18 protein-coding genes are annotated in these 20,697 nt (G+C 73.1%); 8 read left to right on the forward strand and 10 right to left on the reverse strand.

Annotated features, from left to right (window positions below):
- The first annotated feature begins 113 nt into the window (after positions 1-113).
- Complete coding sequence (locus ABD437_RS41365; protein WP_344654463.1) at positions 114-2,408, forward strand: transglycosylase domain-containing protein; 2,295 nt, start codon at positions 114-116, stop codon at positions 2,406-2,408.
- Here ABD437_RS41365 and ABD437_RS41370 read toward each other — a convergent pair.
- The 7 genes from ABD437_RS41370 to ABD437_RS41400 form a co-directional block, all read right to left on the reverse strand.
- Positions 2,394-3,290 (reverse strand): glycoside hydrolase family protein, encoded by an 897-nt coding sequence (locus tag ABD437_RS41370; protein WP_344654464.1) that lies wholly within the window; start codon positions 3,288-3,290, stop codon positions 2,394-2,396. The genes ABD437_RS41365 and ABD437_RS41370 overlap by 15 nt on opposite strands.
- A 1-nt stretch (position 3,291) precedes the next feature.
- Complete coding sequence (locus ABD437_RS41375; RefSeq protein ID WP_344654465.1) at positions 3,292-4,233, reverse strand: sulfotransferase family protein; 942 nt, start codon at positions 4,231-4,233, stop codon at positions 3,292-3,294.
- Positions 4,230-5,504: a sulfate adenylyltransferase subunit 1 gene (locus ABD437_RS41380; protein WP_344654466.1), complete on the reverse strand. Its 1,275-nt coding sequence runs from the start codon at positions 5,502-5,504 to the stop codon at positions 4,230-4,232. The genes ABD437_RS41375 and ABD437_RS41380 overlap by 4 nt, the downstream gene beginning before the upstream one ends.
- Positions 5,504-6,460 (reverse strand): sulfate adenylyltransferase subunit CysD, encoded by a 957-nt coding sequence (cysD, locus tag ABD437_RS41385; RefSeq protein WP_344654467.1) that lies wholly within the window; start codon positions 6,458-6,460, stop codon positions 5,504-5,506. The genes ABD437_RS41380 and cysD overlap by 1 nt, the downstream gene beginning before the upstream one ends.
- The gene (gene cysC / locus ABD437_RS41390; RefSeq protein WP_344654468.1) at positions 6,457-7,002 is read right to left on the reverse strand and encodes an adenylyl-sulfate kinase; all 546 of its coding nucleotides are present in this window, start codon (positions 7,000-7,002) and stop codon (positions 6,457-6,459) included. Before cysC ends, cysD begins: the two co-directional genes overlap by 4 nt.
- 61 nt (positions 7,003-7,063) lie before the next feature.
- Entirely contained in the window at positions 7,064-7,396 is a 333-nt protein-coding gene (locus ABD437_RS41395) for a hypothetical protein (RefSeq protein WP_344654469.1), read from the reverse strand.
- Positions 7,397-7,614: 218 nt separating this feature from the next.
- A complete protein-coding gene (locus ABD437_RS41400) occupies positions 7,615-8,982 on the reverse strand; it encodes an FAD-binding oxidoreductase (RefSeq protein ID WP_344654470.1) in 1,368 nt (455 codons plus the stop codon).
- A 210-nt stretch (positions 8,983-9,192) separates the two neighbouring features.
- Between ABD437_RS41400 and ABD437_RS41405 the strand changes: the two genes are divergently transcribed.
- Positions 9,193-9,645 (forward strand): GNAT family N-acetyltransferase, encoded by a 453-nt coding sequence (locus tag ABD437_RS41405; RefSeq protein ID WP_344654471.1) that lies wholly within the window; start codon positions 9,193-9,195, stop codon positions 9,643-9,645.
- A gap of 10 nt (positions 9,646-9,655) precedes the next feature.
- Positions 9,656-13,075: an ATP-binding protein gene (locus tag ABD437_RS41410; protein WP_344654472.1), complete on the forward strand. Its 3,420-nt coding sequence runs from the start codon at positions 9,656-9,658 to the stop codon at positions 13,073-13,075.
- Here the strand turns inward: ABD437_RS41410 and ABD437_RS41415 are convergent.
- Positions 13,004-14,032 (reverse strand): YihY/virulence factor BrkB family protein, encoded by a 1,029-nt coding sequence (locus ABD437_RS41415; protein ID WP_344654473.1) that lies wholly within the window; start codon positions 14,030-14,032, stop codon positions 13,004-13,006. The two genes, ABD437_RS41410 and ABD437_RS41415, sit on opposite strands and share 72 nt — an antisense overlap.
- 117 nt (positions 14,033-14,149) lie before the next feature.
- Between ABD437_RS41415 and ABD437_RS41420 the strand changes: the two genes are divergently transcribed.
- A complete protein-coding gene (locus ABD437_RS41420; RefSeq protein WP_425558367.1) occupies positions 14,150-15,145 on the forward strand; it encodes an ABC transporter ATP-binding protein in 996 nt (331 codons plus the stop codon).
- Positions 15,142-15,924: an ABC transporter permease gene (locus tag ABD437_RS41425; RefSeq protein ID WP_344654474.1), complete on the forward strand. Its 783-nt coding sequence runs from the start codon at positions 15,142-15,144 to the stop codon at positions 15,922-15,924. The genes ABD437_RS41420 and ABD437_RS41425 overlap by 4 nt, the downstream gene beginning before the upstream one ends.
- Here the strand turns inward: ABD437_RS41425 and pdxR are convergent.
- Positions 15,906-17,297 (reverse strand): MocR-like pyridoxine biosynthesis transcription factor PdxR, encoded by a 1,392-nt coding sequence (pdxR, locus tag ABD437_RS41430; RefSeq protein WP_344654475.1) that lies wholly within the window; start codon positions 17,295-17,297, stop codon positions 15,906-15,908. The two genes, ABD437_RS41425 and pdxR, sit on opposite strands and share 19 nt — an antisense overlap.
- Before the next feature lie 70 nt (positions 17,298-17,367).
- Here pdxR and ABD437_RS41435 point away from each other — a divergent pair, with 70 nt between their 5' ends.
- Both ABD437_RS41435 and ABD437_RS43220 read left to right on the forward strand, forming a co-directional pair.
- Positions 17,368-18,342 (forward strand): aldo/keto reductase, encoded by a 975-nt coding sequence (locus tag ABD437_RS41435; RefSeq protein WP_344654476.1) that lies wholly within the window; start codon positions 17,368-17,370, stop codon positions 18,340-18,342.
- A gap of 79 nt (positions 18,343-18,421) precedes the next feature.
- Positions 18,422-18,712, forward strand: coding sequence for a dienelactone hydrolase family protein (locus ABD437_RS43220; RefSeq protein WP_425558368.1), 291 nt, complete (start codon positions 18,422-18,424; stop codon positions 18,710-18,712).
- Here ABD437_RS43220 and ABD437_RS41445 read toward each other — a convergent pair.
- Positions 18,616-19,623 (reverse strand): helix-turn-helix domain-containing protein, encoded by a 1,008-nt coding sequence (locus ABD437_RS41445; protein WP_344654478.1) that lies wholly within the window; start codon positions 19,621-19,623, stop codon positions 18,616-18,618. The genes ABD437_RS43220 and ABD437_RS41445 overlap by 97 nt on opposite strands.
- Positions 19,624-19,695: 72 nt before the next feature.
- Here ABD437_RS41445 and ABD437_RS41450 point away from each other — a divergent pair, with 72 nt between their 5' ends.
- Entirely contained in the window at positions 19,696-20,694 is a 999-nt protein-coding gene (locus ABD437_RS41450) for a saccharopine dehydrogenase NADP-binding domain-containing protein (RefSeq protein WP_344654479.1), read from the forward strand.
- Positions 20,695-20,697 lie beyond the last annotated feature (3 nt).

Genomic DNA, 20,697 nt, shown 5'->3' on the forward strand with positions numbered 1-20,697 from the left:
ACGTGGCAGAATATGCGCACGGGTTTCGCGGCCTTCGCGGTATGTCGCGGTGACGCGCTGCTGTTACGGAGTTTTGTCTTCTCTGATCCTGTTCTCGTAACTAGCCTGTGAACATGGGTGCGCGGGGTAAAGACGGCCGGGCGAAGCTCTTCGCGATAGTCCTGTGTGGACTCCTGACGGGCGTCGTGATCGCGGCCGCGGCCTTCCCGGTCGTCGCGGTCACCGGGCTCACCGCCAAGTCGGCGTCGGACGAGTTCGAGAACCTCCCGAGCGAGCTGTCCACACCGCCGCTGCCCCAGACGTCGTACCTGCTGGCCGCCGACGGGTCCCCGATCACGTCGTTCTACTCCGAGAACCGCATCCCGATCCCGATCGCCGAGGTCCCGCAGGTGATGCAGGACGCGATGGTCGCGGCCGAGGACGCGCGCTTCTACCAGCACAACGGGGTCGACGCCCAGGGCATCATCCGGGCGTTCGTCCGCAACCAGCAGGCCGGCGACATCCAGCAGGGCGCCTCGACGCTCACCCAGCAGTACGTGCGTAACGTGCTCTCCTACGCCGCGAACACGGCGGCGGAGCGGCGTCTGGCCACCGAGGAGACGGTCGGCCGGAAGGTCCGTGAGGCCCGGTACGCGATCGCGGTCGAGAAGCAGTTCACCAAGCAGCAGATCCTCGAGCGCTACCTGAACATCGCGTTCTACGGAAACGGTGGTTACGGCATCGGCTCGGCGTCGCTGCGGTACTTCTCGAAGCCGCCGAAGGAGCTCACGCTCGCCGAGGCCGCGATGCTCGCCGGCATGGTCCGCAGCCCGTCGACGTACGACCCGATCGGCGGGGACGCCGCCGCCGCGAAGACCCGCCGGGACTACGTCCTGACCCGGATGGCCGACCTCGGCTACATCACCCGCACCGAGGCCACCAAGGCCGCCGCGACCGACCTGACGTTGAAGCCACGCAAGCCGCAGGGTTCCTGCGTCAACGGCAACCCGCTCTACGGCTTCTACTGCGACTGGTTCCTCGACTGGTGGAAGTCGAACCCGGCGTTCGGGCGCAACCGCACCGAGCGCGAGTCGAACCTGAAGACCGGTGGCTACAAGATCGTCACCGCGCTCGACCCGGCCACCCAGCGCGCCGCGCAGAAGGCGGTCGACGACGAGGTCAGCCGCGGCAGCAACTTCGCCACCGGCATCGTCATCGTCGAGCCCGGCACCGGGCGGGTCAAAGCGATGGCGATCAACCGGACGTACAGCCTGAAGAAGAACCCGAAGGGCAAGTCGGCGCCCAACACGGTGAACCCGCTGCTCACCGGCACCAACGTGTCGCCCGGGTACCAGGCCGGGTCGACGTTCAAGCTGTTCACGATGGCGGCGGCGATCGAGAAGGGCCTGCCGCTGGGCACGAAGATCAACTCGCCGAGCCGCATCAGAACGCAGTTCCGCAACGCCAGCGGCCCGGTGGCCTGCGACGGCGACCACTGGTGCCCGAAGAACGCGAGCGGGCGCATGGCCGGTACGCACACCATGTGGTCCGGCTTCGGCGAGTCGGTGAACACCTATTTCGTGCAGCTCGAGGAACGGATCGGCGTCAAGGCCGCGGTCAACATGGCCGAGCGGCTCGGCGTCACGTTCCGGTCCAGTGCGGACTACGAGCAGCGCAACGCCGTGCAGTCCAACCCGAACGCGTGGGGCTCGTTCACGCTGGGAACCGCGCTGGTGACGCCGCTGGACATGGCGACGGCGTACGCGACGATCGCCGCCCGCGGCAAACGCTGCGACCCGACGCCGCTCAAGTCGCTCGCCGACCGGAACGAACGGCAGATCGCGTTCGGCAACCCCACCTGCAAACAGGTGATCGCGCCCGACGTCGCGGACGCGGTGGCCGACGCCGCCCGCTGCCCGGTCGGGGACGACGCGGCCAGCGGCTGCTCGCGGCGCAACGGCGTCACCGCGTCCCGGGTGGGCGGTGCGTTCGTCCGTCCGATCGCCGGTAAAACCGGTACCACCGACGAGAACAAGGCGGCCTGGTTCGTCGGGTTCACGCCGAACCTGGCGGCCGCGGTGTTCTACTCCGACCCCGACAACCCGTCGAAGCGTCCGGTGCCGAACTACCGGGTGCCGGCCTCGGTGTTCATCAAGACGATGCAGACGGCGCTGTCCACGGTGGCGCCGAAGACCTTCGTGGCGCCGAACGCGCTACGCAAGTGGGGGCCGGACGGCTCACCACCGACGCTGAAGAGCGACCCGAGCGTCGGCGGCGGCCCGGAGGATCCGGATCGGGAGCGCGAGCGCCGCCGTGACCGCGACCGGGAACGTGATCGGGACGGCCGATCGCCGAGCCCGGACGCGGACGACGACGACGACGGCGATGACGACGGCGGCGGCCGGCGCAGCCCGTCACCCGGCGACTAGCAGCTCCGTCCGGAGTTCGTGGGCGCCGTCGGCGCGGGTCCCCTCGTAGAAGACGCGGGTGCCGACGCCGGGCAGCGGCACCGCCGAGACGTAACGCAGCCCGCCCGGCGCGAACGGGGACCGCGTCGGCGGGCGCGGATCGGCGGTGAACGGCGTGAACAGGCCGTCGTCGCCGAGCCGGCCGTGGGCGACGCCGGTGACCTCTTCCCAGTTCTCCTCGGCCGTCGCGCGGCCGTCGTAGAGCGCGGTCACCCGGTCGTGGTCGACGAGCACCGAGGAGAACCGCACGCCACGCGCGTCCCACTGCCCCGGCCGCCCGGCGAGCGCGGTGCCGTGCCAGCTCCACTCGACGCCGTCCGGGCTGGTGGCGTACTCGGTCGTCATCCGGTCGGCGTGCTCGTCGGACTCCAACGGGTGCACCGAGGCCCAGAGGTGCCACCGGCCGGCCGCGGAGACGATCACCGGGTCCTTGACGCCGACCGTCTCGTCACCGGGCAGCACCGTGCGCGGCGTGGCCAGCGGGAGCTTCTCCGGTGTGTCGGCCTCGAGCAGCACGACCCGCCAGTGCTTGGTGCCCGGCGTCGCCACGCTGACGTAGAGCCGCCACCGGCCGTCGGGGGCACGCAGCAGCGCCGGGCGCTCCAGCGAGTCGGCGTCGAACTCCTCGCGGCGCACCTCCGCGATCGGTTCGAAGTTCAGCCCGTCGTCGGACCTCGCGATGACGTTCGCGTAGCCGCGGCCCTCCCCGATCGGCAGCCGGAGCCGGTAGGCCAGGTAGAACGACCCGTCGACCAGGACCGCGCTGGGCGCGCCGGCCCACGATCCGGTGGTCAGGTCCGGCGGTTCGACGACGACCGTCGCTCCGTCCCAGCGAGGCAGCACGCTATCTCCTTCGATGGTGTTCGGGTGGATTCTCGAGATCCAACCAGTCCTGGAACGACTCCTCGGTGACCTTCTCCAGTAACGCGATGTCCTCGGTGAACCACGGCAGGATCGTCGCGCGCTCGTCCGCGGTGAGCCGGGGGCGCGGGCCCTTCTGCCGGTGCAGCGCGGTGAGCAGGGGGCCGCGGGCGGCGAGCCGCAGCGGCACCGGGAAGTGCTGGCCGAACGTGCCGCCGACACGCAGCGCGGTACGCAGAACGGTGTTCAGCGGAGTGTCCGGCACGTACGGGGTGACGTTCTCCGACGGGACGGCGCCGAGCAGCCCGGTACGCACCCCGAGGAACGCGCAGACCCGGTCGAGCGCCTCGACGGGGGTGTCGCGCAGGTCCCGGTAGCGCATCAGCAGCACCTGCTCGCGGTCGAACAGCGTGAACAGGTGCTGCAACTGCTCGCCGTAGCGTCCCTGGCCGAGGTAGTGCCAGAAGTGGGCCCACCCGGCCGCTCTCCGGGCCGGTTCGGCGTCGCAGGCCGCGACGAAGCTCCGCTCCGGCTCCAGGCCCGCGGCCCACAGGTGGTACCAGTTCGAGTGCGCGCGGTCGACCGGGTTGCGCAGCACGACGATCAGCTTCGCGTCGGGGACCGCGCGCTTGATGCGGGCCTGGGCGTCGAGGTCGTAGAGGTAGAACGGGGTCGCCTCGCCGGTCAGCGTGCCCGGCGGGGCGGGGGCGAACAGCGCTTCGTAGTCCGCGCGCCGCCAGACGTGCTCCTGATAGGTCTGCGCGTCGCCGGGGCCTCCCTGCGCCGGCGGCGGCCCGTCGGAGAGGAAGTACTTCGGCTCCTTCACCGCGGACAGGTAGAGGTCGGGGTGGCGCACCAGCGCGGCGTGCAGCGCGGTGGTGCCCGCCTTCGGCACGCCGATGACCAGGAAGTCGGGCAGCGTCACGGCGTCTCTCTCCCCAGGCGGCGCACGAGTGCGGCGGCGATCGTGTCGCCGGTGCGTTCGGCGAGCAGCAGCGCGGCGCCGGTGGTGCGGTCGACGCCGTACGGGTCGACCGCGAGTGGCTCGGCGACGGCGATCGTCACCCGGCCGATGTCGTTGGTCTCCAGACGGTCGGCCGGGCGTCGCTTGCCGGTGTCGATGTCGACGGTGTCGGTGACGTCGCGGACCTGGCCGCGGACGAGCTTGCCACCCAGGCGGACCTGGACGCGGTCGCCCGCGGTGACCGGTCGCTCCCCCACCACCGCGAGGTCGGCGACGAACTCGCGCACCACCTCGGCCGGGGTGTCGGCCGCGACGATCAGCTCGCCGCGTCCGACGTGGAGGTCGTCGGTGAGCGTGACGGCCACCGCGGCGCCCTCGCCGGCCGCGGTGAGCGTCCCGTCGGCGTCCTCGACCGTCCGGATCCGGGTGCGCCGCCCGGCGGGCTGCACGATCACCTCGTCGCCCGGCCGCACGATGCCGGCGGCCACCGTGCCGAGGTACTTCCTGGTGCCGCCGCGGGCCACCCATTGCACGGGCAGGCGTAGCGGTGCGTCGGCGCGGACCGGCACCTCGACCGAGGCGAGCAGGTCGAGCAGCGTCGGGCCCTCGTACCAGGGCGTGCGGTCGGACCTCCTCGTCACGTTGTCGCCGCTCTTCGCGCTCACCGGCACCGCGGTGACCTGCCCGATGCCGACCTCCTCGGCGTAGGCCTCGGCGTCCTCGACGACCGCGGTGAACGCGACCTGGTCGAACTCGACCAGGTCGATCTTGTTGACGGCCAGGATCAGGTGCGGCACCCGGAGCAGCGCCGCGACCGCCGCGTGCCGCCGGGTCTGCTCCACCAGCCCGTTGCGTACGTCGACGAGCAGCAACGCGACGTCGGCCGACGACATGCCGGTGACCGTGTTGCGCGTGTACTCGACGTGTCCCGGGCAGTCGACCAGGATCACGTCCCGCGCCGGGGTGGACAGGTAGCGGTGCGCGACGTCGATCGTGATGCCCTGCTCACGCTCGCTGCGCAGCCCGTCGACGAGCAGCGAGAGGTCGAGGTCGGCGCCGCGGGCGCGGCTGGCCGACGACACCGCCTGGAGCGTGTCGGCGAGCACGGCCTTGCCGTCGAACAGCAACCGGCCGACGAGCGTGCTCTTGCCGTCGTCGACCGAACCGGCGGTGGCGACACGCAGTAAACCGGTCGCACCGGCCGATCGGATCGGGGCTTCCAGGAGACTCATCAGAAGTACCCCTCCCGTTTGCGGTCTTCCATCGCCGCGTCGCTCGTGCGGTCGTCGGCCCTGGTCGCGCCGCGCTCGGACTGTTCGGCCAGCGTCACCTCGGCCAGCACCGCGTCGGCGTCGGTGGCGTCGCTCGGCACCGCGCCGGTGCTGATCGCGTCGCCGACCGTGCGGTAGCGCACGCGACGCCGGCGCGCGGCGGCCCGGTCGGAGTCGGACGACCACTCGGTGATCGCGAGCAGCATGCCGTCGCGCTCGACGACGTCGCGTTCGTGGGCGTAGTAGAGCGCGGGCAGCTCGATGCGTTCGCGGGCGATGTAGCGCCAGACGTCGAGCTCGGTCCAGTTCGACAGCGGGAAGACGCGGACGTTCTCCCCCGGCTGGTGGGCCCCGTTGTAGAGGCGCCAGAGCTCGGGGCGCTGGCGGTGGGGGTCCCAGCCGCCGAACGCGTCGCGCAGCGAGAAGATCCGCTCCTTGGCGCGGGCCTTCTCCTCGTCGCGGCGGGCGCCGCCGATCAGCGCGTCGAACGTGTTGGCCTCGATCGCGTCGAGCAGCGTGCGGCTCTGCAGCGCGTTGCGTGACCGGCCCCGGGCGACGTCGGTGACGCGGCCGGCCGCGATCGTGTCCTCGACGTGGGCCACGACGAGCCGGGCGCCGGTCTGCTCGACGCGGCGGTCGCGGAACGCGAGCACCTCGGCGAAGTTGTGTCCGGTGTCGACGTGGAGCAGCGGGAACGGCAGCGGTGCGCCGCCGAACGCCCGGGTGGCCACGTGCAGCAGCACCGCGGAGTCCTTGCCGCCGCTGAACAGCAGCGCCGGCCGGTCGAACTGGCCGGCGGCCTCACGCAGCACGTGGATGGCCTCGGCCTCGAGCAGGTCGAGCGCGCCCGGCGCGGAGTGCCCGGGGATCAGCCCGGCGACCCGGTCGCGGACGCCCGGCTCGGCCGGGGCGCTCATGCGAGGCCCCGGTCGGCGAGGAGGGCCACCAGGTGGGCGGCGCTGGCCGCCACCGGCTCCTCGTGGGTCTTCACCACGAGATCCGGGGCGGCGGGCACCTCGTAGGGGGCGTCGACGCCGGTGAGGCCGGTGACCGCGCCGGCACGCTGGCCGGCGTAGAGCCCCTTGACGTCCCGGTCGGCGCACACCTCGACCGGCGCGGCCGCGTAGACCTCGAGGAACGGCAGACCCTCGGCGTCGGACGCCGTGCGCAGCGCGTCCCGGTCCGCGGCGTAGGGCGACACCAGCGGCGCGAACGCGAGCACGCCGTTGCGGGCCAGCAGCCGCGCGATCCACCCCACGCGTGCCACCTGGGTGGCCCGGTCGGCGCGGGAGAACCCGAGGTCGGCGGAGAGGAACGCGCGGATCTCGTCGCCGTCGAGCACCTCGACGCGCCGCCCGCCGGCACGCAGGCGCTCGGCGGCGGCGAGCGCGACGGTGGTCTTCCCGGCGCTGGGCAGGCCGGTCAGCCAGATGGTGGCACCAGGGGATTCGTGTGTCACGCGGCCATTGTTACCCGGCTGGACCCCTCAGTTACACCTATCCCACCGATGCGATAGGGAATTAGGCGGCGGAGATCTTCACCACCACGTTGTCCGCGGTGATCTCCTGCACGGAGATGTTGAAGCCTTCGGACTGGGCGTCCTGTCCGACCGGGACGGTCACCTGCTGGCCGGCGATCTCCAGCGTCGCCTGGCTGTTCTGCACGTTCACCAGCTTGGCGTCGACGCCCAGCACCGAGACGCTGGCGTTGACCCCGCGGTCGAACGTGACCGTGCAGGAGTTGAGATTGCAGTCCGTCTGAGAACCTTCTCCGCCACAGCCGGAGAGCAGGGCCAGCCCCAGTGCGGCAGCCGCGACGAACCCACCGAGTCGACGTGCTTTTATGCTGGTCACACACCCAGTGTAGGAACACCGCGCCACCGGGTGACCGGTCGCGAGGGGCAACCAACACGGCGTCGGGCGCCCGGCAACCCCATCCGGGCGCCCGACGGCCGAATGGCCGCCGGCCCGAGCGCGCAGGGTCCACCTAGCAACTGCGCGCCCGGGCCGACGGGTTGGGGCCGGCCGCGGATGACGGGGGGCAACCGCGGAGGCCCCGCTCAAGGGTGCTCTCAGCTGAGCACCGGGTGGTTGCTGCGGATGACACCGAGTGGGTCACGGTGCCGCTTGACGTTCCGCAGCCGGGCTAGTACGTCGGGCGGGAACGCCGCCACCGGGCTCTCCTCCGACCCGAGGAACGTGAAGAAGATCCGTCCGCTGGCGTGCGGTGCGAACGCCTCGGCCAGCAGCGCCTGGTGGGCCTCGATGTGCTCGGCCATCCCCGGCCCCATCGGCATGCCGATGCCGGTCAGCGCGAACTTCTCCTCGAGGTGCCCCACCGCGCCACCGCCCGCGGTCGGACGCGCCAACGCCCCGCCGAGGTGGCGCAGCTGCACCGACGTCAGCGGCGACCCGCTGTGCGGCCCGGCCACGCCGAGCAGCGTGTCGGCGGCGTCGTCGTCCAGTTCGGGCAGCAGCGCCGCGTACTCCATCGCCGGCACCGGGTCGAGCGGCTCGGCGGCGACCGAACCCAGGTCGGCGACCTGCAGCGTCCCGACGGTGTCGAGCAGCGTGCCCGGCACCGCCAGCAGGCGCGCCAGCAGTTCGCGCCCGGTCACCAGCCCACCGAGGTAGGTGGCGTCGACCGCGACCATCGCCCGGCCGCGGAGGAACTCCGGCAGCTCGGGGATCGGCGGGAAGCGCAGCAGCGTGTACCAGAGGCTCAGCTCCTCGGGCGCCGTCGCGACGGTCTCGCGGTAGGCCTCCAGCACCTCGGCGGCGCGCTCGGCCGGCCAGAGCAACCGGCCGCCGTAAAGGAGCGGGGCCGGGTGCAGGTCGAACTCGAGCTCGGTGACCAGCGCGAAGTCGCCGCCACCACCACGCAGGGCCCAGAACAGCTCGCTGTCGCTCGCGGCGTCCACCCGGTAGCGGTCACCGAACGCGTCGACGACCTCGGCGGAGCGCACCGCGTTGGCGGCGAAGCCGTACTTGCGCCCGAACCAGGAGAGCCCGCCACCCAGCGTGAACCCGACGACGCTGGGGCCGGTGGAGCTGCCGGCCAGTCCGGTCAACCCGTGCGCGCCCGCCCGGGTCAGCACGTCGGCCCACCCGGCGCCGGCCGCGACCCGCGCGGTCCGGGCGACCGGGTCGACGTCGACGCCGCGCAGCGCCCCGGTACGCAGCAGGATCGTGTCACGCAGCGCGGTCGTGGCGCCGTGGCCGACCGGCTGGGCGGCGACGGTCAGACCGTTGCGGTTCGCGTACCGCACGGTGGCGGCGACGTCGTCGGCGTCCTCGGCGATGACGACGGCCCGGACCTCCTGCTTCACCTGGAGGTTCCAGGGTCGGCGGGCCACCTCCCAGCCGGAGTCGCCCGGCGAGAGAACCTGGCCGCGCACCGCGCGGGCCAGGTCCGAGCCGACCGCGTTGGTGGTGATCATCGTCCGTGCCCCCACTGCCTGTTCCGTGTCCCGACAACGGAAACAGTGGCCTAAGCGGCTTGGCGGCGACTTGATCCTGACTTGGAACGCCACTTGCACGCTTGAATCGGTAACTTGGACGGCTTTTTGGCCCGAGTTGCGGCAATGGCTGGATTGGCGCCCTAGCCGGATCCAAGTCGGCCCCTAACCGGCCCGGGAATGCTCACGGACGTGACTAGTCCCCTGCCTTCAGACGACGTGACGGTCGCGGACATGGTGGTGTTCCGGATCTCCCCGCCCGCGGCGCCGGAGCCGGCGATCGACCTGCTGCGCCGGTGCGCGCTGGAGGCGCCCGCGGGCGCGTACTACTACGTGCTGGTGGACGTGGCCGCCGAGGATCCGCACCGCGCGCTGGCGGCCGCCGCCGTGGCGGGGCGGCGGATGGCCGCGATCGCGGTCGAGCCCGCGCTGCGGGGCCGTGGGCTGGGTTCCCGGCTGCTGGCCGACGTCCGCCGGACGCTCCACGCCCGGGGCGAGGTCCTCGAGCTTCGTACCAACGCCGACGCCGCGACGACGAAGATCTTGCGCGGACTCGGCTTCACGGCCGATACCGACGCTGTGAGCGGCAATTACGCTTCCGACACGGAAGGGCGCCCGACACGTTGGTTGTCCCGGGACATCTGACGGAGGGCCGATGCTCGATTTCCGGTTGCTCGGACCCCTCGTCGTGCTCGACGGGGACGGCCGTCCGGTCGACATCGGTCCGCGCAAGGAGCGCGCGATCCTGGCGATGCTGCTCATCACCCCCGGTGAGGTGCTGCCGCTCGACCGGCTGATCGATCAGCTCTGGGCCGACGAGCCCCCGTCCAGCGCGACCGGCACGCTGCAGGCGTACATCTCGCAGTTACGGCGCGCGCTGGAGCCCGACCGCGCGCCGCGGACCCCGCCGAAGACGCTGCTCACCCGGGAACCGGGATACCTGCTCGACATCGAGCCCGAGCAGGTCGACCTGGTCCGGTTCACCCGTGACGTCGACGCCGGGCGGCGGGCGTTGCGGGCCGGCGACCCGGCCGCGGCCGACGAGCACTTCCGGGCGTCGGTGACGCACTGGCGCGGTTCGGCGCTGCAGGACTTCTCCGATCTCGCGTTCGCCCAGCCGACGATCACCCGCATGCACGAGGAGCACCTGGTCTCGCACGAGCTGCAGATCGAGGCGTGGCTGGCGCTGGGGCGGCACACCGAGGCGGTGCTCAAGCTCGAGCAGATCGTCGAGCGGCACCGGTTCCGGGAGCGGTTCTGGGCGCTGCTCGCGCTCGGGCTCTACCGCGGCGGGCGGCAGGCCGACGCGCTCGGCGCGATCCAGCGGGTACGCACGCTGCTCGGTGACGAACTCGGCCTCGATCCCGGCCCGGAGCTGCGCGAGCTGGAGGCGGCGGTGCTCCGCCAGGACCGGTCGTTGGACCTCCCGTCGGTCCCGGCCGGCTCGGCCGTGGTCGCGGGCCCCACGCCCCACCCGGCCCCGGCGGCGCCACCCACCGACGCGGTTCCCTCGGCCGCGCCGATCGTGGAGATTCCGCCGCAGCCGCACGGAACGCCGGCTCCGGTCGTGGAGCGCCCCCGGCCGGCGCTGTCGGGAGCCGGCGCCCAGCCGCTCATCGCGCGCACCTTCCAGCTCGGCTGGATCACCAGCCGGCTGCAGGAGCTGCCCCGCGGCCGCGGCGGCGTCGTGCTGCTCACCGGCGAGGCCGGGATCGGCAAGACCCGGCTCGCCCAGGCCGCGGCCGAGGCCGCCACCGGCCTCGGGTTCCCGGTGGCCTGGGGCCGCTGCGTGGAGAGCAGCGCCTCCCCGGCGTTCTGGCCCTGGCTGCAGGTGCTGGAGGCCACCGGCGCCACCGAGGCACGCAACCTGCTCACCGGCGTCACCGCGAGCGACGAGGCCGACCCGGACGCGGCCCGGTTCCAGCTGCACGCCGGGGTGACCAGCGCGCTGCTGGCGGGCGAGACGCCCCAGCTGCTGGTCATCGAGGACCTGCACTGGGCCGACGCCTCGTCGCTCGAGCTGCTCGCCTACGTCGCCGGCGAACTGCACCGCTCCCCGACGCTCGTCGTCGTGACGCTGCGCCAGGAGCCCGGCGAGCACGCCGCCGCGCTCCACCACACGCTCGGCGACGTGGCCCGCCAGCCCGGCGTCGAGCGGGTCAGCGTGCACCCGTTCACCGCCGACGACGTCGCGGAGTTCCTCGGTGCGCACCACGTCGACGCCCCGCCCGAGCTCGTGCGCGTGCTCCACGACCGCACCGGCGGCAACCCCTTCTACCTGGGCGAACTCCTCCGTCTACTGAGCAGCGAGAACCCCGGCGCGTTGAACGGCACCGAAGCCGCCCAGTCCGCGGTGCCCGCCGGGGTGCGCGAGGTCATCGACCGGCGCGTGGCCCGCCTTCCCCAGGACACCCAGGCGCTGCTGCGCGCGGCCGCGGTCGGCGGCCGCGACATCGAGGTCGACGTACTCGAGACCGTGCTCGAACTCGACACCGAGCGGGTGCTCATGCTGCTCGAGCCCGCGGTCGCCAGCGGCCTGGTGGAGGAACTGCCCGACGGCTGGGACCACCGCTTCTCGCACGCGCTCGTCCGCGACGCGCTCTACGTCGGGCTGAGCCGTCTGCAACGGGCCCGGCTGCACCGGCGGGTGGGCGAGGCGCTGGAGGCGCAGGGCGGCGACCGCACCGCCGAGCTCGCGCACCACTTCGGGCTGGCCGCGCGGGTCGGCGCCGGCGCGAAGGCCGTCGAGTACGCGGTAAAGGCCGCACGGCAGGCCGCGAGCCAGCGGGCCCACCCCGAGGCGGTGGAGTTCTGGGAGCTGGCGCTGGCGGCGCTGGACGCCGGCTCGGGCGTGCGCCGGCGCGACCTCCTGGTCGAGCTGGGCCGCGCCCGCCGCGCCTGCAGCGACACCGAGGGCGCCCGCGAGGCGCTCGACGAGGCCGTGCAGCTCTCGCTCGCCGACGGCGACGAGACGACGCTGGTCGAGGCGGTCACCGTGTTCGGCGGCGTCGCCGCCTGGAACTGGCGGCCGTACAACGTCGTCGACGAGCGGATGGTGCAGATCCTGCGCGACCGGGTCGACGCACCCGGCCCCACCGACGCCCAGCGCGCCGCGATGCTCGGCACGCTCGGCGTCGAGCTGTACTACGGGCCGCACCGGGCCGAAGGCGAGCGGTACGCGGCCAGAGCGGTCGAGCTGGCCCGGCCGCTCGGCGACCCGGCCCTGCTCGGGCAGACGCTGAACAACTACTACATCGCCGCCTGGGTGCCCGAGCGCGAGGCCGAGCGCACCCGCGCCACCACCGAGGCGATCGGCCTGCCCGGCCTGCCCCGGCCGCACGAGCTGGTGGCCCGCATCCACCGCATGGGCAACCTGCTGCGCGCCGGTGACCTGCCGGCGTTCGACGCCGACCTGGCGCGCGCCCGCGAGCTGGTCGGCGAGGTCAACCGGCCGGAGCTGGACGGCATCCTCCGCTTCGCCGAGGCCACCCGCGTGATGCTGCACGGACGCTACGAGGAGGCCGAGCGCCTCTCGGCCGAGGCACTGGACTTCCACCACCGCACGAGCCTGTGGGGCGGCGAGTTCCCGTACCTGGTGCAGCTGTTCACCAGCCGCCGGGCCCAGGGCCGCCCGGGTGAGGCGCTGGAGAAGCTGCTGGAGTACGCCGGGAAGCCGCTCTTCGAGGTGCTGCGGCCGGCCACGATCCTGGCCGCGGTCGAGGCCGGCGACGAGGGCTACGCGCGGCGGCTGATCGGACGCTGGGGCACCACGATCCGGTCGAACTGGGCCACGGACTTCCTGCTCGTGCAGTGGGCGCTGATCGGCGCGCAGCTGGGCACCCCCGACCCGGAGAAGGTGCTCGCCGACCTGATGCCCTACGCCGACTGGCTGGCCACCCAGGGCACGGCCGGGACCTGCTGGGGGTCGACCCACCACCACATCGCGGTGGTGCAGGCCGCGCTCGGCCGGGTCGACGAGGCCCGCGGCCACGCGGGCAAGGCGCTAGCGGTGCACCGGAGCCTGGGTTTCCCCGTCCTCGCCCAGCGCACCGAGCTGCTCCTCGCTCAGCTCTGAGCGCATCGGCTTCCAGCGGTCGGGTTCGGCCGGGTCGGACTGGCCCACCCGGACCGCCTCGAGCTGCGCCGCGAACGCCAGCCCGAGGAACAGCGCGACCGACGTCAGGTTCGCCCACAGCAGCAGCGCGATCACCGCGGTCAGCGGCCCGTAGGTGTCGGGGAACGCCCCGCTGCCCTGCACGTAGAGCGCCAGGCCCAGCGTCGCGACCAGCCACAGCACGGTCGAGACCCCGGCGCCGAAGACCAGCCAGGACACCCCCGGCTGGCGCCGGCGCGGCGCCTGTTCGAAGAGCAGCGCGATCGACACGACGGTCAGCACCAGACCGAGCGGCCAGCGCACCACGTCCCAGGTGGTGTCGGCCCAGCCGGGCCAGCCGTACTCGCTGACCACCGAGTCGCCGAACGGCTCACCGGCGATGAGGATCAGGAAGCCGCCGAACGCGGGCAGCCCGGCGATGAACGAGAGCACGACCGCGCGGGCGTACTTCTTCAGCGCCGGCCGGTCACGCTCGACGCCGTACATCCGGTTCGAGCCCCGCTCGATCTGCGCCATCGCGGTGGCGAGCGCGACCATCCCGGTGATCAAACCGCTGACCAGGGCGAACTCCCCGGCGTCCTCGGCCTCCTCGCCGCCGCGCAGGGTCTGCTCGACGAGCGCGTCGCTGCTGCGCGGGGTGAGCTCGAGCACCGTGTCGGCGACGATCTTGCCGCCCTCCTCCGCCCCCAGGTCGGCGGCCAGACCGGTGAGCGCGATGAGGAACGGCACCACGGCCAGGCAGAGCTGGAACGCCAGCGCCCGGGAGTGGCTGAACCCGTCGCCGTACCGGAACCGGACGAACGCGTCGCGCAGCAGGTGCCAGCGCCCGTACTTGCGCAGCGTCGCCCAGGCGTCGTCGGCCGACAGCTGGTCGTGACCCATCAGCCTGGTTTCCGGGACCCGGTTCGTGCTACTCACCCGTTCATCTTGGCGGATGTGAACGAGCGCCCACCGGGTGACGTAGGACGAGATGTGACGACCAACGCGACGGCTCGACGCGCCGGGCCGAGCGGGCAGCGCCTACACTCTGTCGACGTGACCCCCTCCACCCACGCGCGCACGCTCGCCGCGACGGAGTGGGGCGGCGAACCCCTCCGGTCCGCCGCCGTCGAGGTGACGGGGCTGGTCAAGCGTTACGGCCCCACGCTGGCCGTCGACGAGCTCAGCTTCACCGTTCCGCGGGGTTCGGTCTTCGCCGTGCTCGGGCCGAACGGCGCCGGGAAGACCAGCACGATCGAGACGTGCGAGGGCTTCCGCCGGGCCGACGGCGGCTCGGTGCGGGTGCTCGGCCGGGATCCGGTGCGCGACGCCACGGAGCTGCGCCCCCGGGTCGGGGTGATGCTGCAGGCCGGTGGCGGTGCGTACCCGGGCGCCCGGGTCGGCGAGATGCTACGGCTCACCGCGTCGTACTGCCGGAACCCGATCGATCCCGCGCTGCTGCTCGACCTGCTGGGGTTGAGCGACTCCGCACGCAAACCGGTGAAGCGGCTCTCCGGCGGGCAGCAACAGCGCCTGTCGCTCGCGATGGCCGTCGTCGGGCGTCCGGAGCTGGTCTTCCTCGACGAGCCGACCGCCGGCCTCGACCCGCAGGCGCGCCACGCGGTGTGGGGCATCGTCGAGGCGCTGCGTTCCGACGGGGTCACGGTCGTGCTCTCCACCCACCACATGGACGAGGCCGAGCGCCTGGCCGACGAGGTGCTGATCGTCGACGCCGGCAAGAAAGTGGCGCACGGGACGCCGGCCGCGCTGACCCGGGGTGAGCAGCCGACGCTGCGGTTCCGCGCCGACGCCACGCTCGACGCCGACGCGCTGCTGGCGTTGACCGCCACGCTCCCGGCCGGTTGTGTGGCCGCGAGCACCGGCGACGGTGGATACCAGGTCACCGGTCCGCCGTCGGCGATCGGGCCGCACCTGCTGGCCGCGGTGACGGCCTGGTGCGCCGAGAAGTCGGTGATGCCGAGCGACCTGCAGGTCGGCCGCCGCACGCTGGAGGACGTCTTCCTCGACCTGACCGGACGGGAGCTGCGATGACGCTCGCGCCGGGCCTGTTCACGCCCGACCCCGGTCCCGCGTCCTGGCACCAGTTGCTGCGCGCGCAGACCTGGATCGAACTGAAGCTGACGCTGCGCCACGGCGAGCAGCTGCTGCTCAACCTCGTCATCCCGGTGCTGTTGACGGTCGTGCTGGTGACCCAGTCGTTCCTCGACCTGAAGACCACGTCCGGCCTGAGCAAGGTCGACTTCCTGGTGCCGGGCATCCTGGCCCTCGCGGTGATGTCGGCGGCGTTCACCGGGCTGGCGATCGCCACCGGGTTCGAGCGGCGGTACGGGGTGCTGAAGCGGCTCGGCGCGACCCCGCTGCCCCGCTGGGGGCTGCTCGGCGGCAAGACGCTCGCGGTGGCGGTGCTCGAACTCATCCAGATCGCGGTGATCAGCGGCGTCGGGGTGGCGCTCGGGTGGCGTCCGCACGGCAATCCGCTGTCGGTGTTCGTGCTCGTCGTGTGCGGCACGGCGGCGTTCGCCGGGCTCGGCCTGCTGATGGCCGGAACGCTGCGGGCCGAGGCGACGCTCGCGGCCGCGAACCTCGTCTGGTTCCTGCTGCTCTTCGCGGGCGGCATCGTGTTCCCGCTGTCGTCGCTGCCCGGCGGTGTCGCGGACGTCCTCGGGTTCCTGCCGAGCGCGGCGCTCGCCGACGGGCTGCGCACGGTACTGGGCGAGGGCGCCGGGCTGCCGGTGCAGGACGTGGTCACGCTGCTCGCGTGGGCGGTCGTGTCGCTCGGCGCCGCGGCGCGTTACTTCCGCTGGGAGTAGCCCAGGCGGGCGAGCCCTTCGGTGATCCGCGCGGGTGGCGACACCGCGAAGTTGAGCCGGACGTGACGCAGCCCGTCGGCGGGATCCAGGTAGAAGCGGTCGCCCGAGGCCAGGTCGACGCCCCGGTCGCGGGCCGCCACCAGCAGCTCGTCGGAGCGCCGGCCGGGGGGTAGCTCCACCCAGGTGAACAGGCCGCCGGCCGGCACCGTGAACGTCGCTCCCGGCAGATGCTCGGCCAGCGCGGCGGTCAGCGTGTCGCGCCGCTCGCGGTAGAGGCGGGTCGTGCGGCGCAGGTTGGCCTGGTAGCGCCCGATCGTGACGAACCGGTCGAGGGCGCGCTGCAGGAGCAGCGACGTGCCCAGGTCCGTGACCTGCTTGGTCTCCACCAGCCGCGGGCGCAGCGGCCCGTCGACGACCAGGTAGCCGATGCGAAGGCCCGGCATCAGCAGCTTGGAGAACGTCCCGGCGTAGAGCACGTGGCCGTGCTCGTCGAGCGACTTGATCGCCGGGATCGCCCGGCCGGAGTAGCGCAGGTCGCCGGCGAAGTCGTCCTCGAAGACCGGGACGCCGTGGGCGCGGGCGAGGCGCAGCAGCTCGCGACGGCGGGGCCCGCTGAGCGTCGCTCCGGTGGGGTTCTGGAAGTTGGGGGTGACGTAGAGGAGCGTGCTGCCCGGCAGCACCTCGGCGAGCCGGTCGACCCGGAGGCCGTGGTCGTCGACGGGGACGCCGACCAGGTTCGCGCCGACCGTACGGAACAGCCGCAGGGCCAGGTCGTAGGTGGGTTCCTCCACCACGACGGTGTCGCCCGGCCGGACCAGCACCTGGCAGACGAGCGCGAGCGCCTGCTGCGAGCCGGACGTGATCAGCACCGACTCCGGTGGCACGCCGATGCCCTGGCTGGCCAGGAGCTGGGTCACGGTTCGACGCAGGGAGGGGTCGCCGGCCGGGTCGGGCGCGTAGCCGAGCGCCGCCGCGCCTTCCCGGGCCAGCACCTGCCGCACGGTCCGCCCGAACTCCGCGACCGGGTACGCGGCCGGGTCCCCGACCCCGGTGAACGCGACGACGTCCGGCTCCTGCGGCCGGCCGGCCCACGCGTCGTCCCAGGGTGTGGGGGCTCGGCGGGCCGCGGTCGGGAGCACCGGGGCCACCCGGGTGCCGCTGCCGACCGCGGCCACCACCAGGCCGCCGCCGTGCAGCTCGGCGAACGCCGTTCCCACGGTCACGCGGCTCACGCCGAGGTCGGCGGCGAGCGCGCGGGTGGACGGCAGCCGGCTGCCCGGTGGCAGTGCGCCGCTCCGGATCGCGTCGGCGAACCACTGCTCGAGCTGCCGGTAGAGCGGCACGCCGCTCCCGGGATCCAAGGGGATACGCACCAAGTGGTCCTATCAGAATGGCGCCGAAGTGGCCGTGGTAACCGAGCCACTCGCCTCCTAGCGTCGAGCCATGACCACATCCCGAACCCTCGGCCGTTCCGGCATCGACGTCTCCGCCCTCGGACTGGGCTGCTGGGCCATCGGCGGCCCCTGGACGTTCCTCGGCTCCCCCGGCGGCTGGAGCGCGGTGGACGACGACGAGTCGGTTCGCGCCCTCCGCCGGGCGTACGAACTCGGCGTCACGTTCTACGACACCGCGGCGAACTACGGCGCCGGGCACAGCGAGCGGATCCTCGGCCGGGCGTTCCGGGGGCACCGCGACGAGGTGGTGCTGGCCACGAAGTTCGGCTACCGCGTCGACGAGGAGAACCGGGCCGTCTCTCCCAGCGACGGCCCGATCGACGTCCGGGACGCGCTCACCGCGAGCCTGCGTCGCCTCGGCACCGACTACGTCGACCTCTACCAGCTGCACGTCGGCGACCTCGTCACCGAGGAGGCCCTCGGGCTGGTCGAGGTGATGGCCGACCTCGTCCGTGAAGGCACGATCCGCACCTGGGGCTGGAGCACCGACAACACCGACGGCGTCCGCGCGCTCGCCGGCTCACCGGGCTTCGCGGTCGTGCAGCACGGGCTGAGCGTCCTCGGTTACGAGGACCCGGCGATGCTCGCGCTCCTCGACGAGTTCGACCTGGCCGGCGTCAACCGCAGCCCGCTCGCGATGGGCGCGCTCACCGGCAAGTTCACGCCGTCGACCACGTTCGCCGACGACGACCAGCGCCGACGCGCGTCCTGGCACCCGGCGTTCGCGTCGGGCCGGCCGACCGCGGAGTGGCTGGCCTCCCTGGACGCGGTCCGGGACGTGCTCACCAGCGACGGCCGCACGCTCGCGCAGGGTGCGCTGGCCTGGATCTGGGGCCGCAGCAGCCGCACGGTGCCGATCCCGGGCTTCAAGACCGTCGCGCAGGTCGAGGACAACTGCGGGGCACTGGCCAAGGGCCCGCTGGCCCCGCACCAGATGGACGAGATCGCCAAGATCCTCAGCTGACCAGCCGCCGCAGGACGTCGTCGTCGCCGCGGAACGTGACGAGCTTCTGATCGGGCGCGTCGGCCGGCTGCAACACCAGGTGCTCCAGCCTGACCTCGCCGATGACCTCGTTGCGCAGGAGTATGGCCCCGCTGGAGAGCGGAGCCACGTCGGAGTCGCCCCACCGGCGGCTCGGCCGACGCCAGACGGTACAGCAGCCGGGCAGATCGAGAAGCGGCTCACCGAGGACGGCGTCGACTACGAGGTCGTCGTCTACCGCGGTGCGCCACACGGCTACTTCGCCGACGAGCGGGACACCTGGCGCCCGGAACCGGCCGCCGACACCTGGCGGCGGCTGGAGGAGCTCCTGGCGCGGAACGTGCGGCGGTAGGTGCCGGGTGGCACCCCGACCGTGCGGTTGAAGTGCCGGCGCAGCGTCGTCGCGGTGCCCATGCCGGTGGCCACCGCGATCGCGTCGACGCTGTCGTCGGTCTTCTCCAGCAGTTCCTGGGCGCGGCGGATCCGCTGGGTCAGCAACCACTGCAGCGGGGTGGTGCCGGTGGCGGCGTGGAAGTGGCGCCCGAGGTTCCGTGAGCTCATCCGCACCCGCCGGGCCAGGTCCTCCACGGTCAGCGGCTGGTCGAGCCGTTCGAGCACCCAGGGGAACAGCGCGAGGAGCGGATGGTCGTCCCGGGCCGGCACCGGCGCGGTGACGAACTGCGACTGGCCGCCGGCCCGGTGCGGCGGCACGACCAGGCGCCGCGCGACGACGTTCGCGATCGACGACCCGTGGTCCAGCCGGACCAGGTGCAGGCAGAGATCCAGCGCCGCGGCCTTGCCCGCCGACGTGAGCACACGCCCGTTGTCCACGTAGAGCACATCCGCGTCGACGTCCACCCGCGGGTGGCGCCGGGCCAGCTCGGCCGTGTGGGCCCAGTGCGTCGTCGCGCGCGCCCCGTCCAACAGACCGGCCGCGGCCAGCACGAACACGCCCGTGCAGAGCGACGCCACCCGCGCGCCGGCGTCGTGGGCGGCACGCACGGCGTCGACGAGCTCGGCCGGCGGCTCCCGGTCGACGTCGGCCCACCCGGGCACGATCACCGTGTCGGCGTCGCGGAGCCGGTCGAGGCCGGCGTCGGGCTCGAGCCGGAAGCGGCCGACCCGCACCGCGGCCGGGCCGCAGACCGTGAGGTCGTACCAGGGCACGGTCACCGTGTCGGGAGCCGCGGAGAACACCTCGTAGGCCAACGCGAGCTCGAAGTGGAGCATCCCGTCCGTGACCGCCAACGCGACCGATGTCATGTCCGGAAGTGTATGGGGATTGGCGTTCCGGACACTCACCGGTCGGGTACGCGGGGCCCGAGGATCGGGGTCATGAGTTCAGTCACGGTGTACGGCGCCTACGGGCACACCGGCCGGTTCGTCGTCGCGGAGCTGGCCCGGCGCGGGTTCACGCCGGTGGTCTCCGGTCGCGACGAGCACCGGCTCCGCGCGCTGGGGTACGAGGCCCGGCCGGCGGCGGTCGACGACCCGGCCGCGCTCGACCGCGCCCTCGCCGGTGCGGCCGCGGTGATCAACTGCGCCGGACCGTTCGCGGTCACCGCCGGGCCGGTCGTCGAGGCCGCCGTGCGCGCCGGGATCCCCTACGTCGACGTGGCCGCCGAGATCGAAGCCAACGTCGACACGTTCGCCCGGTTCGGCGACCGCACCGACACCACGATCGTCCCGGCGATGGCGTTCTTCGGCGGGCTCGGCGATCTGCTGGCCACCGCCGCCGTGGGCGACTGGGCCGGGGCCGACGAGGCGCACGTGGCGTACGGGCTGAGCAGCTGGCATCCCACGAACGGCACCCGCGTGGCCGGCGTGGTCTCCCGCGAGCGGCGCGGCGGCCGGCGAGTCCGCTTCACCGGCGGGCGGCTCGAGTACCACGACGACGCTCCGCGCACGGTGACCTGGAACTTCCCGGAGCCGCGCGGCGTCGTCGCCGAGTTCTCGATGGCCGACGTGGTCACGATCCCCAGCCACCTGGCGATCCCCTCGGTGTGCTCGTACCTGACGGTCGAGGCGGTCCGGGACCTGACCGCGTCGGACACCCCGACCCCGGGCGTCGAGCAGACGTTCGTCGTCGACGTGGTCGTCCGCCGCGGCGACGCCGAGCGCCGCGCCACCGCGACCGGCCGGGACATCTACGCGATCAGCGCGCCGCTGGCCGTGGAGGCGGTGGAGCGCATCCTCACCGGGCGCACCAGGGCGGTCGGCGTCGCGTCGGCCGGGGCGATGTTCGAACCGGTCGATTTCCTCCGGGCCTTGACTGGTGTGACGGTTGGGATCGACGGGTATGACCCTCCCGTACATACGTGCGAAAGGAGTTAACCC

Origin of the sequence: Cryptosporangium japonicum, assembly GCF_039524755.1 — a bacterium.
GTDB lineage: Bacteria > Actinomycetota > Actinomycetes > Mycobacteriales > Cryptosporangiaceae > Cryptosporangium > Cryptosporangium japonicum.